This is a genomic window from Bradyrhizobium sp. USDA 372 (assembly GCF_053629095.1).
The window spans coordinates 621,975-636,864 of sequence record NZ_JBRJHR010000001.1; the positions used below are offsets into that span (position 1 = coordinate 621,975).

Consider the following 14,890-nt stretch of genomic DNA (forward strand, 5'->3'; position numbering starts at 1 on the left):
GGTCCCGAACCAACTAGGATGCCTTTAAGGCAATTTGAGGCAATAGGGCGGCGGCCCTATTTCGCGCAACATGGTCAACAGAGATTGCATCGTCCGCCGACATCAGGGGCGCCTGGTTGCCGCCCTTGATCCAATCCTCGAGCGTCGCCTCGACCAGCCGGGCAATCGCGCCGAACCGGATCTTGCCGGCAATGAAGGCGGCGACCGCAACCTCGTTGGCGGCGTTGTAGACGGTTGTCGCGCCCTTCCCGGTACGGAGCGATTCGTAGGCCAGCCGCAATCCGGGGAAGCGCTCGAAGTCCGGCGCCTCGAAGGTCAGCTGGCCGATCTTGGCAAGGTCGAGCTTGGCGGCCGGGCCCTTGATGCGATCGGGCCAGCCGAGGCAATGGGCGATCGGCGTCCTCATGTCGGGCGCGCCGAGCTGGGCCACGACCGAGCAGTCGGAAAACTCGACCATGCCGTGGATGATCGACTGCGGATGAACCAGCACGTCGATCTCGTCCGGCGAGAGCGCAAACAAATAGGACGCCTCGATCACTTCAAGGCCCTTGTTCATCATCGAGGCCGAATCGATCGTGATCTTCTGGCCCATGCTCCAGTTCGGATGCTTCAGGGCCTGCTCGAGCGTCGCCTGCTCGATGTCCGCAGGCTTCCAGGTCCTGAACGGACCGCCGGAGGCCGTGATGATGACGCGGACGAGCTCGTCGCGATTGCCTGAGCTCAGTGCCTGGAACAGCGCGTTGTGCTCGGAATCGGCCGGCAGGATGCAGGCGCCGGCTTTTGCCGCGCGCTGCATGAAGAAGTCGCCGGCGCAGACCAGGCACTCCTTGTTGGCGAGCGCGACATGCGCGCCGCGATCGACCGCGGCAAGCGCCGGCTTCAGCCCGGCAGCGCCGCTCACCGCCGCCATCACCCAGTCCGCCGGGCGCGCGCCGGCCTCGATCACCGCACTTTCGCCGGCGCCGCATTCGGTGCTGGTGCCCGCCAGCGCGTCCTTGAGCTCGGCGAGCTTGGAGGCGTCGGCAATCGCGACATAGCGCGCGTTGAATTCCTTGGCGAGCTTGGCCAGCGCTGCGACATTGCCGTTCGCCGTCAGCGCCTCGACACGGTAGCGCTCGGGCGAGGCACGCAAGAGGTCCATCGTGCTGTCGCCGATCGAGCCGGTGGCACCGAGGACTGTGACGCTGCGAATGTCAGACGCAGCAAGCCTGTTGTTACGCAAGGGAACGGCGCTCATATCCTCACCAAACCATAAGACCGCTTCCGGCGCTATGCACACCATGGCGGAGAAAGCCGATAATCCATGCCGCAAGGATGGCGGCGACAAAACCGTCCAGGCGGTCCAGTAGTCCGCCATGGCCGGGAATTAAGTGACTGGAATCCTTGACACCGAAGCGCCGCTTCACGGCGGATTCGAAGAGATCGCCGAGCTGCGACACCACCGACAGGACGGCGCCGACGAGCAGCAGTGGAACCACTTTTCCGATCCCGCAGGCGGCAAAGCCGGCCGCGACCGCCAGGCTCGCCGCAAAACCGCCGAGCGCGCCGGCCCAGGTCTTTTTCGGGCTCACGCGCGGCCATAATTTCGGACCGCCAATGCTGCGTCCGGCGAAATAGCCGCCGATGTCGGTCGCCCAGACCACCAGCAGCACGAACATCAGCGCGGAGAAGCCGTTGACGAGATCCTTCCGCACCAGGATCGAGGCCAGCAGCGCCCCCGCCGCATAGGCAAATCCGCTGGCCGCCCACAAGAACTTGCCCCGCGCGATCAGCGTCACGATCGCGCCGCCGATCAGGCCGGTGACGACGGAGGTCTTGAGCGCGCCGAAAGCGACGGAGGCTCCCATCATGGCGATCACGACCGTCCCCGCCCCGGTCAGCGCGGCCGATCCTGCGCCCACCACCATCAGCCATTCGGCAAACAGCCCGATCGAGACCAGGGTGACGAAAAGCGCCCACAGCCAGCCGCCGGCATAGGCGATCGCAATGGCCAGCGGCGCCAGCACCAGCGCCGCGAGGACCCGCATCACCAGATTGCTCGGGGCAGGCTTGGCGCCCACCGGTGCAGAATCGGGTTCGTTCACGAGGCGGTCTTCGCAACCAGGCCGCCGAAACGGCGCTCGCGCCTGGCAAATTCGGCAATCGCGCTTTCCAGCGCCGCCTTGTCGAAGTCGGGCCAATGGATCGGCGCGAACACGAGCTCGCTATAGGCGGCCTGCCACATCAGGAAGTTCGACAGGCGCTGCTCGCCGCTCGTGCGGATGATGAGATCGGGATCGGGGATGTCGGGCGCGTCGAGATGCGCGCCAAGCGTCTCGGCGTCGATCGTGGCAGGATCCCGCCCGCCCTCCGCGACCTCGCGGGCGAGCTTCCGCGCCGCCTTCGCGATCTCCTGCCGCGAGCCGTAGTTGAAGGCGACGACGAGCGTCAGTCGCGTATTGTCGCGCGTCAGCTCCTCGGCCTCGTTCAGCAAAGCGCAGATGTCGCTCTCGAGCCCCTCGCGCTCGCCGATGATGCGGACCTTGACGCCGTCGCGATGCAGGCTCGCCAGATCGTTGCGGATGAAGCGCCGCAGCAGGCCGAACAGGTCGCCGATCTCGCTCGCCGGACGCGACCAGTTCTCCGAAGAGAACGAGAAGATGGTGAGATAGCGGATGCCGAGCTCGTGCGAGGCGCGCACCACACGGCGCAATGCGTCCACGCCGCGACGATGCCCTTCCGCGCGCGGCAGACCGCGCGCGGCCGCCCAACGCCCGTTGCCGTCCATGATGATGGCGACATGCGCAGGCGCCTCGGACCGGTCGGGTCCTTCCGTTGCGGGCGCGGCGGCGTTGGACATGAAGGCGATGCCTTAAACGGTGAGGATTTCTTTTTCCTTGGCGGCCAGCAACTGGTCGATCTCGGCGATGGTGCCGTCGGTCGCCTTCTGCACCTCGTCGGCGTGACGCTTCTGATCGTCCTCCGACATCTCGTGATTCTTCTCGAGCTTCTTGAGCACGTCGAGACCGTCGCGGCGGACATGGCGCGCGGCGACCTTGGCGGCTTCGGCATATTTGTGCGCGACCTTCACCAGCTCCTTGCGGCGCTCCTCGTTAAGCTCGGGAATGCGCAGGCGCAGCACCTGGCCCTCGGTCGCCGGTGACAGGCCGAGATTGGAATCGACGATCGCCTTCTCGACGGCCTTGACCATCGACTTGTCCCAGACCTGAACCGAGATCAGCCGCGGCTCCGGCACGCTGACGGTGGCGAGCTGATTGAGCGGCATGTGGCTGCCATAGGCCTCGACCTGCACCGGATCGAGCATCGAGGCCGAGGCGCGTCCCGTGCGCAGGCCGCCGAGCTCGTGCTTGAGCGAGGCGACGGCGCCCTGCATGCGGCGCTTCACTTCGTTGAGGTCGAAATTACCCGTGGCCATCACGTTTTCTCCTTCAAAATCCCGGCGACCGCTCCGCGCCGTTCCCTTTCGGGCGCGCCAGTTGAGCCGTCAGCCGGCGACGATGGTTCCGTGGCCGACGCCACGCAGAATCGCGCCGATCGAGCCCGGCTCCGCGATCGAGAATACGATGATAGGCAGCGATGTCTCGCGGGCAAGCGCGAAGGCGGTCGCATCCATCACCTTGTAGCCGCCCTCGATCGCCTGCGAATGCGTCAGGCGGTCGAACCGCGTGGCGGTCGGATCCTTCTTCGGATCGGCCGAGTAGACCCCGTCGACATTGGTGGCCTTCAGGACCGCCTGCGCGCCGATCTCGGCGGCCCGCAGCACCGCCGTCGTGTCGGTGGTGAAGAACGGATTGCCGGTCCCGCCGCCGAGCAGCACGATGCGGCCCTCGGCCAGGTATCTGTGTGCCGCGGTGCGGGTGAACAGCTCGGAAATCTCGGGCATGACGAAGGCCGACAGCGTCCGAGCCGGCGTGCCCTTGCGCTCGATCGCCGCTTCCAGCGCGAGGCAGTTCATCATGGTGGCGAGCATGCCCATGGTGTCGCCGGTGGTGCGCGACACCCCGCGGGATGAGACCTCGACGCCGCGGACCATGTTGCCGCCGCCGATAACGACCGCGACCTCGGTGCCGAGATGGCGGGCCGCGATCAGATCGTCCGCAACCCGGTCGACGGTCGGCTGATCGATGCCAAAGCCTTGCTGTCCCGCGAGATATTCGCCGGACAGCTTGATCACGACGCGACGATAGACCGGATCAGTCATGAGCACTTTCCTTGTCCGGGCGCCGCTTCCGGCGGCACGCCGGAAGGAACGTTCCGGCGCTTACTTCTTGCCGCTGGCCGCGGCGACCTCGGCCGCGAAGTCGCTTTCCTGCTTCTCGATTCCCTCGCCGAGAGCATAGCGCACAAAGCCGGCGATCTTCACAGCGCCGCCGACCTTGCCCTCGGCCTCCTTCACCGCCTGCGCCACCGACTTGCCGGTGTCGTGGATGAAGGCCTGCTCGAGCAGGCAGACTTCCTTGTAGTAGGTCTTGAGGCCGGACTCGACGATCTTCTCGATCACGTTCTCCGGCTTGCCCTGCTGACGGTACTTGTCGGCCAGCACGTCCTTCTCGCGCTTGACCACGGCCGGATCGAGGCCGGATGGATCGAGCGCCAGGGGGTTGGCAGCCGCGACGTGCATCGCGATCTGGCGGCCGAGCGCTGCGAGCTCGTCAGCCTTGCCCGGCGACTCCAGCGCCACGATCACGCCCATCTTGCCGGCGCCCTCGATGACGGCCCCGTGAACATAGTGCGAGACAACGCCCTGGCTCACCTCGAGCTGGGCGGCGCGGCGCAGCGTCATGTTCTCGCCGATGGTGGCGATCGCATCATTGATGGCGGTTTCGATCGTGACGTCGCCGACCTTGGCGGCCTTGATCTTCTCGACGTCGGCGCCGACGTCGAACGCGACCTGCGCGATCATCTTGACCAGGCCCTGGAACTGGCCGTTGCGGGCGACGAAGTCGGTCTCGGAATTGACCTCGACCACGACGCCCTTGGTGCCCTTGGTGAGTGCGCCGATCAGGCCCTCGGCCGCGACGCGGCCCGACTTCTTGGCGGCCTTGGACAGACCCTTCTTGCGCAGCCAGTCCTGCGCAGCTTCCATGTTGCCGTCGTTTTCGGTGAGCGCTGCCTTGCAGTCCATCATGCCTGCGCCGGTCGATTCGCGCAGGTCCTTGACCATCGCAGCTGTGATCGTTGCCATCGTTGAAAATCCTTTGTGCCTGCTGGTTTGCCGCGGCGCGGCATCAAATCGCCCCGCCGCGGTCCATCTCAGGAAGTCGCGTCAACTGAAATGGTGGCCGGATCCTATCCGGCCAACCCATCGCTCTTTTTGACTATTCCGCTTCCGCGGTCAGCGCCTTGGCCTTGGCCACCCAGGCATCCGCGCGGCTCGGCAGACCGACTTCTTCGCCGATCGTGTGCGCGGTGTCGTGGTCGAGCTCGGCGAGCTGCCAGTAGTGGAAGATGCCGAGATCGTTGAACTTCTTCTCGATCGCACCCGACACGCCCGGGAGCTTCTTGAGGTCGTCGGCGGTGCCGCGGGGACCCGCAAGGCCCTGGAAACCGCTCGAGGACGCTGCCGGCAGCTCTTCGGCGAGCGGCTTGGCCGACGCTCCGATGTCGACGCCCGAATCGCCCTGGGCACGCGAGATGCCGTCGATCGCCGCACGCGCGATCAGATCGCAGTACAGCGAGATGGCACGGCCGGCGTCGTCATTGCCCGGCACCACATAGGTGATGCCCTTGGGGTCCGAATTGGTGTCGACGATCGCGGCGACCGGGATGTTGAGCCGCTGGGCCTCCTGGATCGCGATGTCTTCCTTGTTGGTGTCGATCACGAAGATCAGGTCGGGCAGACCGCCCATGTCCTTGATGCCGCCGAGCGAGCGGTCGAGCTTGTCGCGCTCGCGCTGCAGCGTCAGGCGCTCCTTCTTCGTGTAGGAATTGGCTTCGCCGCCCGAGAGCACGTCGTCGAGGTGACGCAGGCGCTTGATCGAGGCCGAGATCGTCTTCCAGTTGGTCAGCGTGCCGCCGAGCCAGCGCGAATTGACGAAATACTGCGCGCAGCGCTTGGCCGCGTCGGCAACGCCGTCCTGGGCCTGGCGCTTGGTGCCGACGAACAGGATGCGGCCGCCCTTGGCCACCGTGTCGCTGACGGCCTGGAGGGCCTGGTGCAGCATCGGCACGGTCTGGGCGAGGTCGACGATGTGGATGTTGTTGCGGGTGCCGAAAATGAACGGAGCCATTTTCGGATTCCAGCGGTGAGATTGGTGACCAAAGTGCACGCCAGCTTCCAGCAGCTGACGCATAGTGAAATCGGGTAGTGCCATCGTTCTAGTTCTCCGGTTGGTTCCTCCGGAAACGTGTGAGCAAAACGGAGCGTTCTCGCCCCGGCTGCCACCGGACGGCCTTGTGAGCCATGTTTCCGTGTGAGATGGCGCGCTATATAGCGCCATTTCGGCCAGAAGCAAGGAAATAACGGGCCTTTGGGGACGCCTCTAGGCTGCGCTCGCTTCCGAGCGTCCCCTGCCCCTTGAGCCTCCTAACACTTTGGCTGGCCCGGCGGGCAGCTCTTCGGTGGCGGGCCGGCCGGCCGCGGAGGCGGATGCGGCGCTGCGGCCATCGGCGGCGGCGCCGGTCGGGCGACCGGAGGTGGTGGCGGCGGCGGCGCTGGCCGTGCGACAGGCGGCGGAGGTGGTGCCGGCCGCGCCATCGCGGGCGGAGGCGGCGCCGGCCGGGCAACAGGTGGCGGCGGTGGCGCCGGCCGCGCCACGGCGACGGGCGGAGGCGCGGCCCGCGGCGGCGGGGGTGGCGCAACCCGCGGCGGAGGCGGCGGCGCCGGCCTTGCCAGAGCCTGAGGATGCGGAGGCGCAGCGGCGGGCCTGCCGGCCTGCGGCGGCGGTGGTGCGGGCCGACGATCCTGAACTCCGGACGGTGTCCGCGCCGCCAAGGGTGGCGGCGGAGGTGTCACGGGTTTGGCCGCAGTCGGGGCGGCGGGCTTGCCGGTGGCCGCGCTCGGCGGCGGCAAAGCGCCCGGCGGAGGCCCGCCCGGCCTGCCGCGCAGGTCTGGCACAGGCGGGGTCGTTGTCCCCGGCCTGGGCAGGGCCGCGGACGGATTCGTCGCGTTTCCGGAAGCCGGTGGGTGATTGGGCGTCGTAGCCGCGTTCGGCTGCGGCGGTGGGACGTTGCCGCTCGGCGCCGTGGCGGTCGCGGCGGGCTTGCCTGGGGATGGGACAGTCCCGGGCGCGGCCCCCGCTCCAGCCGGCGGCGGCCCGCCGGGGGTGCCGGGCACGGGCAGCGTATTGGCCTGCGGCAGCTTGGTCGGCGCCAGCGCTTGCGGGGGTGTAGCGGCGCTGCCGGCGGGCGCGGTCGCGGTCGGACTGGGTGTGCCGCCCGGCGTCCCCGTCCCGGGCGCCGCTCCGGCCGGCGGGCTGCCGGGCGCTCCCGGCGCCGGCACCGTATTGGCCTGCGGCAGCTTGGCGCCTGCGGGCGGCGGCGCCGTCGTGCCAGGCGCAACATTGGCCGGAGCCGGTGCCGCGAGACCCGGCTTCGCCGTCGGCTGGATCGTCGCGCTCGGCGGCATCGGCGCCTTGCCCTGCTGGATCAGAGCGGCGCGCTGGACCACCGCCTGCGGCACGGCCGGACCTGCCGGCGTGGCGCGGCCGGCAACCGCCGGCGCCAGATTGCCCGGTCCGGGCGCCGGCCCCGCGGCCGGCGGCGGTGCCGGCGGGCGGTTGATCACGGTGTTGATGACCGTCGTGTTGTGGATGTTCTGATAGATGATGTTGTTCGGCGGCGGCGCGACATAGACCGGCGGCCTGACGAATACCGGGATCGGCACGAACACCGGCTGCGGCAGCACGAACAGGCCGACCACGGGCAGTGGCGGCGGCAGCACGACGAAATCCGGCGGCGGCGGCGGCAGGTAATAGACCGGCGGCGGCGGTGGCGGCGCGAAGCCGAAATCGGGATCGCTGAAATACAGCACGGGACGGTCGACATAGACCACCTCCTCCGGCGGCGGTGGCGGCACGTCGTAGTCGATCATCGCGAAGCTCGGCGGCGGCTCGGGCGGCGCGGTGAGGATCGCAAGGCGGCGCCGTGCGTCTGCCGCATGCGGCCCGCGCGGATAGCGGCGCAGATACGACCAATAGGCCTCCGGCGTGTCGGTCCGGTACGTCCGCCGCCAGGTGATGGCTTCGCGGCGCGCGGCAACGATCGCCATCACGCGCTTGGCGAGCGGGTCGTTCGGATAGGCCGCGAGAAACTCCTCATAGGCCGGCAGCGTGTCGCGCTCGAGCGCGGCGGCATAGGCATCCTGCACGCCGAGATCGCGGATCGGCTTGCTCCGGATCGCGGCGACCTGGTCGGGCGCAGCCGCCGGCGGCGGCGCATCGGGCGCGCGCTCGAAGAACGAGAATGGCGCCGAGATCTTCTGCTCGTTCCAGGGCACCTGCGCGCCCTTGGAGGCCTCGTTGACGCGCAGGCGGACGCGGTCGAACACCTCGGGCAGCGGCAGGCCGCCGGTGCGGATCATCTCGGCGAGCGACTGCGCATAGATGCCGTAGGGCCCCGGCTCCTCCGGCGCCACCGTGCCGGGCGCGGCGTTGAAGGCGATCAGCATGTTCGGCTCCGGCTCGACCAGCGCCAAACCGCTCGCGATCGGCTGTCCGCCCTCGATGAAGGGCTGCGCCCGGGCCGCGTCGAGCACCACGACATTGGCCTTGAGCGGAATCGAGGCGAGCTGGCGCGCATAGTCACTGATGCGCAAGGCCTCGGTCGGTATGTCGGTGTCGCGGCTGATGTTGGAATCGACCGGGATGAAATAGTTCTCGCCGGCCAGCTGCACGCCGTAGCCGGCAAGATAGATCATCGCGACGGTACCCGGCCCCGACGCCTGGGCCTTCTGGATGAAATCGCGCAAGCTCTTGCGCAGCGTGTCGCCGTCGAGATCGCGCGCGCCGACCACGTCGAAGCCCGCCGCCTGCAGCGTTTGTGCGATCAGGCCGGCGTCGTTCGCGGTGGTCGCCAGCGGCGATTTGGCATAGGCGCCGTTGCCGACCACGAGCGCGATGCGCTTTTCCTGCTGCTGGGCACGCGCCTGTTGCGGCGCGCCCACGGCAAGGACCGCCAGGAGAAGGCAGAGTAAGACTTTGAGCGTCCCGCGCATGGCTGTGCCCGCTTTTGTTGTTGAGGTGGCCACCGCGTATCAGGCGCGCGGCCAGCTGAATGGCACTTGAACGAGATGCCCGGATTGGGGCGGTGGCATGGCGCCGCCACCCAAGTCAACTCCACGTCGAACCTGCACGTCGGGCGCAAGCCTCGCCACCGCACTGCGGCGCGAGGCTCCCCGGCCCGTTCAGCCCTGGGCGATCAGATCGACCGTGCCCGTCGTTAGCCGGTAGATGCCGCCGACGACCTTCACCTTGCCCTGCTCCACGGCGGCATTGAGGATGGGCGCCGCCGTCTTCAGCTTGGCGATGTTGTCGACCACGTTCTGCCGGATCGCCTTGTTGAGCACGTCCCCGCCCTGCTGCATCGCCGCCTTTGCGGCGGGCGCGATCGCATCGACCAGCGAGGGAATGTGCCCCGGCGGCGACGTATTGTCCTTGATCGCCTTCAGCGTCGCATCCACCGCGCCGCAGGCATCATGGCCGAGCACGAGGATCAGCGGCGTGTTCAGCACCGCCACCGCATATTCCATGCTTGCGATGGTCTCGGTGCCGGCAAAGTTTCCGGCGACGCGACAGACGAACAGGTCGCCGCGACCCGTGTCGAAAGCGTATTCCGGCGCGATGCGCGAGTCGGCGCAGCTCAGCACGGCCGCGAACGGGTTCTGCCCGCCGGCCAGCGCCTCGCGCTCGTGCTTGAAATCGTGGCGCCGCGACACGCCGGCGACGTAGCGCCCATTGCCCTCCATCAGCCGCTTCAGCGACGCGTCGGGCGACAGCACATTCTGCGGCTTCGGCGGCTGCTTGGCGTCCTTGGCCAAGGCGCTACTGGCGAAAGCTCCACCGGCGAAAGCCATGCCGAACGCGGCGGCGCCAAACAGCATCGCCGATCGCCGCGACGGCGCGATGTCTTGAGGCAGAGGTTTGTGATGCAGAGAGGCAGAGCACTTGTCGCACATGTGACATCTCCTCGGGGTCAGTGGACGAATGAAGCGTATCGCGAAGATCGGTGCGCCGAAATGAAGAAATAACAAATGTTAATTGATGCAACCGATGATTGCTGCACCGCGCTATGCTGCAAGCCGAAACGCGTGGCCCATCGTGCGCCCGACGATTGCACAGACCTGCGTCCGCCTGCAGGCATTCGAGATCCGCCCGCCAAAAGAGTGATCCAAAAAAATTGCGACAATTCTTTTTCTCGACGAATGCGGCACGCATTCATGCGCAGATCGTGCTCAAGCAACGATCCATCACGGCGATGCTTCGTCAAGATCTCTTCGCGCTCCAGAGCTGCCCCGCGTCCACAAGCCCCGTGCCCGGCGCGATCAGAAGCACGTCATCGTACCGCGCGCCCTACTCGACGGCTTCCAGCTCCGCGAGTTTCGTGCGCGCGGTTGCCTCATCCAGAGCAACGATCTCGCCCGGCCCGAGATTGGCCTCGCCCGCCGTCGCGACCGACACGACCGCAAGCCCGGCCAAACCGCCGAGCACGGCGCCGCCCATGGCGGCGTCGTGCCTGGCGCTGCTCTTGATCAGGTAGAAATGCGTCCGGCCCGCCTCCATGACGATCTCACGCTTGGTCTCGCCCGGAAACATCAGCTCAGTGACCAGCACGTCGTGACGTCCGGCAGGCCGGTCGGCATAGGCATATTTCCCGGCCACGATTTTTCCGAGCGGCGCACCGTCGAGTTTCACCTCGCAGGCGCAAATAGCCATGCTCAGGCCGTTCCTCTTGTCCTGCAGGAACACCACACGCGCGTGCCCCGCGCGCGGAGGACCGACCTTTTTAGACACCGACGCAAAGTCCGTTCCAACCTGATTGCTGACGCACCCCGTCAGCATGGCACAAACGGCCAACAACAACGCACCCTGTCGCAGCATCACACGCCCCATTCCATTCCCCGGGGCACATGCTAGTCGGAATCAGCGCTGGGTTGCAACCGATGCAGTACGACTACTTTGTAAAAACCGGAACGCGCGGCGGAGAAGCTAAAGCTGTTGCACGTCCACCACGCCCGCGACCGCCTTGATCGCGCCGGCGATCTGCGGCGAGACCTTGAAGCGGCCGGGCAGCTTCATCTCCACCTCGGTCTCGAGGTCGAGCATCATCACCAGCGAGACCTCGCCGTCGCCGCTTCCGCGCGGTGCGATGCCGGGACTGCCGATCTTCGGCGCGCCGCCGTTGGCCGCAGCCATGTCTGGTCCGGCGAGACGCTTGGCGATCGAATCCAGCGGCTTGGTGTCGCGCAGGAAGATGCGCAGGCCCTTCTGCGTCTTGGCCGCGGCGTCATCGAGCGGCTCGGCATGCAGCACGCGGGCGCGGACGTCCTCGCCCTGGAGTTCGGCCCCTAACTGCAGCAGCACGGCCGCGCCCGGCTCCAGCACGTCGCGATATTGCGCGAGGCCTTCGGAGAACAGCACCGCCTCGAAATGGCCGGTGGGATCGGACAGGCCCATGATGCCCATCTTGTTGCCGGTCTTGGTGCGGCGCTCCATGCGCGAGACAACGGTGGCGGCGACCTTGCCGGCGGTGGCGCCGGTCTTCACCGCGCGCGAGAACTCGGCCCAGCTCTGCACCCGCAGCCGCTTCAGCACGGTCGCGTAATCGTCGAGCGGATGTCCCGACAGGAAGAAGCCGATCGCGTCGTATTCGCGGCGCAGCCGCTCGGCCGGCAGCCACGGCTCGACCTGCGGCAGCATGATGGTCGGCGCATCCGCCGACATGCCGAACATGTCGTTCTGGCCGATGGTCGCAGCTTCATGCGCCCGCTGGCAGGCGGCGAGGATCGCGTCCGCACCGGCAAAGACGCGCGCCCGGTTCGGCTCCAGCGTGTCGAAGGCGCCGGCAGCGGCGAGGCTTTCGATGATGCGCTTGTTGATCGCGCGCGGCGAGACGCGCGCGGCGAAATCGGCGAGCGAGGTGAACAGGCCGCCTCGGGTGCGCTCCGCGATGATCTGCTCGATCGCCTGGATGCCGACGCCCTTGAGCGCGGCGAGCGCGTAGTAGATCGTGTTCTCGCCGACCTCGAAGGTCGCGCCCGAGCGGTTGATGTTCGGCGGCTCGACCTTGATGCCGAGGCGCTGCGCCTCGGAGCGAAATTCGGAGAGCTTGTCGGTGTTGTTCAGATCGAGCGTCATCGACGCTGCGATGAACTCCACCGGATAATGCGCCTTCATGTAGGCGGTGTGGTAGGACACCAGTGCATAGGCCGCCGCGTGGCTCTTGTTGAAGCCGTAGTCGGCGAATTTTGCGAGCAGCTCGAAGATGGTCTCGGCCTGCCCCTTCGGCACGCCATTCTTAACCGCGCCCGCAACGAAGATGTCGCGCTGCTTGTCCATCTCGGCGCGGATCTTCTTGCCCATAGCGCGGCGCAGCAGGTCGGCATCGCCGAGCGAATAGCCCGACATCACCTGCGCGATCTGCATCACCTGCTCCTGGTAGATGATGACGCCGAAGGTCTCCTTCAGGATCGGCTCCAGCACGGGATGCAGATATTCCGGCTCCTCGTCGCCGTGCTTGCGCGCGCAATAGGTCGGGATGTTCGCCATCGGACCCGGCCGATACAGCGCGACCAGCGCGATGATGTCCTCGAAACGGTCGGGGCGCATGTCGATCAGCGCCCGTCGCATGCCCTGGCTTTCAACCTGGAACACGCCGACCACGTCGCCGCGCGCCAGCATCTGGTAACTCTCGGCATCGTCGATCGGCAGCGTGGCGAGATCGACATCGATGCCGCGCGGCTTGAGCAGCTTGCAGGCGACGTCGAGCACGGTGAGCGTCTTCAGGCCGAGGAAGTCGAATTTGACGAGACCCGCGGGCTCGACCCACTTCATGTTGAACTGGGTCACCGGCATGTCGGATTTGGGATCGCGGTAGAGCGGCACGAGCTCGCTCAGGGGACGATCGCCGATGACGATGCCGGCTGCGTGGGTCGAGGCGTGGCGGGTCAGGCCTTCGAGACGCTGGGCGATGTCGAAGGCGCGCGCCACCACGGGATCTTCATCGCGGAACGCCTGCAGCTTCGGCTCGCTCTCGATCGCGGCGGCCAGCGTCACCGGCGCCGCCGGATTCTGCGGCACCAGCTTGGTCAGCTTGTCGACCTGGCCATAGGGCATCTGCAGCACACGGCCGACGTCGCGCAGCACGCCGCGCGCCTGCAGCGTACCGAAGGTGATGATCTGCGCGACCTGATCGCGGCCGTAACGCTGCTGCACGTAGCTGATGACCTCGCCGCGGCGGTCCTGGCAGAAGTCGATGTCGAAGTCCGGCATCGAGACGCGTTCCGGATTGAGGAAGCGCTCGAACAGCAGACCGAACCTGATCGGATCGAGATCCGTGATGGTGAGCGCCCACGCCACCAGCGAGCCCGCACCGGAGCCGCGGCCCGGCCCGACGGGAATGCCTTGGCTCTTCGCCCATTTGATGAAGTCGGACACGATCAGGAAGTAGCCCGCGTATTTCATGCGCATGATGACGTCGAGCTCGAACGCCAGGCGCTTGTTGTAATCCTCTTCCGTCGTGCCCAGGGACAGGCCGTGCACGCGCAGACGGTTGGCGAGCCCCTCCTCCGCCTGCCGCTTCAGCTCGGCCGCTTCGACCGAGGCGGCATCGGAGCTCGCGGCGGCGCCGACGGTGAAGAACGGCAGGATCGGCTTGCGCGTCATCGGCCGGAACGAGCAGCGCTCGGCGATCTCGACCGTCGAGGCCAGTGCCTCCGGAATGTCGGCGAACAGCACCGCCATCTCGGCGCGGGTCTTGAAGCGATGATCCGGCGTCAGCTGTACGCGATCGGTCTCGGCGATCAGCCGGCCGCCGGCAATGCACAGCAGCGCATCATGCGCTTCGTAATCGTCGGTGGTCGCGAAATACGGCTCGTTGGTCGCAACCAGCGGCAGCCCCTTGGCGTAGGCCATGTCGATCAAGCCGCCTTCGACGCGCCGCTCCTTCTCGGCGTTGTGGCGCTGCAATTCGATGTAGAGGCGGTCGCCGAACAGAGCAGCGAGACGCTCGCACCGCACGCCGGCGAGCTCGGCCATGCCACCGGCGAGCGCCAGCGAGATCGGGCCGTCCGGCCCGCCCGTCAGCGCGATCAGGCCCTCGGTCTCGTCCTCGAGCCAGTCGAGCTTGATGAACGGAGCATGGCTGTCCGGCGATTCCAGGAACGCGCGCGAGTTCAGCCGCATCAGGCTGCGATAGCCGCGCTCCTGCGCGGCCAGCAGCACCACGCGCGACGGCCCCATCGCGTTGCGCGCGTTGGGATCCTGATCGCCGAAATCGATGGCCAGTTCGCAGCCGACGATCGGCTGGATGCCGGAGCCCGCCATCTTGTCGGAGAACTCCAGCGCGCCGAACAGATTGTCGGTGTCGGTCAGCGCCAGCGCCGGCTGGTGGTCTTTCTTGGCAAGCTCGGCAAGCTTGGCGATCTTGATCGAGCCCTTGAGCAGCGAATAGGCCGAGTGAACGTGAAGGTGGACAAATCCGGCGCTCGGCATGGTCGCGTGACGGCCTCTTGCAGATGAGATGGAGCGGTCGCCGGCTCCTCAAGGCATCATGCACTCGCGCGGCCGACTCGGCATCGCAATGGTGGGGTCTCGCGCCGCCAGAGTCCACGCCGGAGCGGCCGCTTCGCCGCGTCGTCCCGCTTTTCCCCAACCGGGCCTGCCCCGGAGCCGCGGGGACAAAGCTGCGGGATGCTCAAAGCTGCGGGATAACTTGGGCCCAGATCGCGATCATC

At 67.2% G+C, this 14,890-nt stretch carries 11 protein-coding genes; all 11 read right to left on the reverse strand.

Features of this window, described 5'->3' with window-relative positions:
- Positions 1-13: 13 nt before the first annotated feature.
- Positions 14-1,237, reverse strand: coding sequence for a 1-deoxy-D-xylulose-5-phosphate reductoisomerase (gene dxr, locus AB7M16_RS02990; protein ID WP_453943086.1), 1,224 nt, complete (start codon positions 1,235-1,237; stop codon positions 14-16).
- 4 nt (positions 1,238-1,241) lie between these two features.
- Positions 1,242-2,084, reverse strand: a complete 843-nt coding sequence (locus tag AB7M16_RS02995) for a phosphatidate cytidylyltransferase (protein ID WP_453943087.1) — start codon at positions 2,082-2,084, stop codon at positions 1,242-1,244.
- Positions 2,081-2,839: an isoprenyl transferase gene (locus AB7M16_RS03000; protein ID WP_453943088.1), complete on the reverse strand. Its 759-nt coding sequence runs from the start codon at positions 2,837-2,839 to the stop codon at positions 2,081-2,083. The genes AB7M16_RS02995 and AB7M16_RS03000 overlap by 4 nt, the downstream gene beginning before the upstream one ends.
- A 12-nt stretch (positions 2,840-2,851) precedes the next feature.
- Positions 2,852-3,415, reverse strand: a complete 564-nt coding sequence (gene frr / locus AB7M16_RS03005; protein ID WP_025036556.1) for a ribosome recycling factor — start codon at positions 3,413-3,415, stop codon at positions 2,852-2,854.
- A 69-nt stretch (positions 3,416-3,484) separates the two neighbouring features.
- Positions 3,485-4,201 carry a UMP kinase gene (gene pyrH / locus AB7M16_RS03010; protein ID WP_172783574.1) on the reverse strand — a complete coding sequence of 239 codons (717 nt, stop codon included), beginning with the start codon at positions 4,199-4,201 and terminating at the stop codon, positions 3,485-3,487.
- 60 nt (positions 4,202-4,261) lie between these two features.
- On the reverse strand, positions 4,262-5,185 hold the full coding sequence (gene tsf / locus AB7M16_RS03015; RefSeq protein WP_124158103.1) for a translation elongation factor Ts: 924 nt from the start codon (positions 5,183-5,185) through the stop codon (positions 4,262-4,264).
- Between the two features lie 133 nt (positions 5,186-5,318).
- Positions 5,319-6,314: a 30S ribosomal protein S2 gene (locus AB7M16_RS03020; protein WP_172783573.1), complete on the reverse strand. Its 996-nt coding sequence runs from the start codon at positions 6,312-6,314 to the stop codon at positions 5,319-5,321.
- A 212-nt stretch (positions 6,315-6,526) separates the two neighbouring features.
- Complete coding sequence (locus AB7M16_RS03025; protein ID WP_453943089.1) at positions 6,527-9,154, reverse strand: caspase family protein; 2,628 nt, start codon at positions 9,152-9,154, stop codon at positions 6,527-6,529.
- Positions 9,155-9,343: 189 nt separating this feature from the next.
- Positions 9,344-10,114 (reverse strand): carbonic anhydrase, encoded by a 771-nt coding sequence (locus AB7M16_RS03030; RefSeq protein WP_453943090.1) that lies wholly within the window; start codon positions 10,112-10,114, stop codon positions 9,344-9,346.
- Between the two features lie 394 nt (positions 10,115-10,508).
- Complete coding sequence (locus tag AB7M16_RS03035; protein ID WP_439367222.1) at positions 10,509-11,048, reverse strand: DUF2846 domain-containing protein; 540 nt, start codon at positions 11,046-11,048, stop codon at positions 10,509-10,511.
- Positions 11,049-11,144: 96 nt separating this feature from the next.
- A complete protein-coding gene (gene dnaE, locus AB7M16_RS03040) occupies positions 11,145-14,648 on the reverse strand; it encodes a DNA polymerase III subunit alpha (RefSeq protein WP_453943091.1) in 3,504 nt (1,167 codons plus the stop codon).
- Between the last annotated feature and the right edge of the window lie 242 nt (positions 14,649-14,890).

Coding starts and splice junctions, on each gene's coding strand:
- AB7M16_RS03030 (WP_453943090.1), bottom strand. CDS start 10,114: ATGTGCGACAAGTGCTCTGCCTCTCTGCATCACAAACCTCTGCCTCAA.
- frr (WP_025036556.1), bottom strand. CDS start 3,415: ATGGCCACGGGTAATTTCGACCTCAACGAAGTGAAGCGCCGCATGCAG.
- pyrH (WP_172783574.1), bottom strand. CDS start 4,201: ATGACTGATCCGGTCTATCGTCGCGTCGTGATCAAGCTGTCCGGCGAA.
- AB7M16_RS03035 (WP_439367222.1), bottom strand. CDS start 11,048: ATGGGGCGTGTGATGCTGCGACAGGGTGCGTTGTTGTTGGCCGTTTGT.
- dxr (WP_453943086.1), bottom strand. CDS start 1,237: ATGAGCGCCGTTCCCTTGCGTAACAACAGGCTTGCTGCGTCTGACATT.
- AB7M16_RS03020 (WP_172783573.1), bottom strand. CDS start 6,314: ATGGCACTACCCGATTTCACTATGCGTCAGCTGCTGGAAGCTGGCGTG.
- tsf (WP_124158103.1), bottom strand. CDS start 5,185: ATGGCAACGATCACAGCTGCGATGGTCAAGGACCTGCGCGAATCGACC.
- AB7M16_RS03025 (WP_453943089.1), bottom strand. CDS start 9,154: ATGCGCGGGACGCTCAAAGTCTTACTCTGCCTTCTCCTGGCGGTCCTT.
- AB7M16_RS03000 (WP_453943088.1), bottom strand. CDS start 2,839: ATGTCCAACGCCGCCGCGCCCGCAACGGAAGGACCCGACCGGTCCGAG.
- dnaE (WP_453943091.1), bottom strand. CDS start 14,648: ATGCCGAGCGCCGGATTTGTCCACCTTCACGTTCACTCGGCCTATTCG.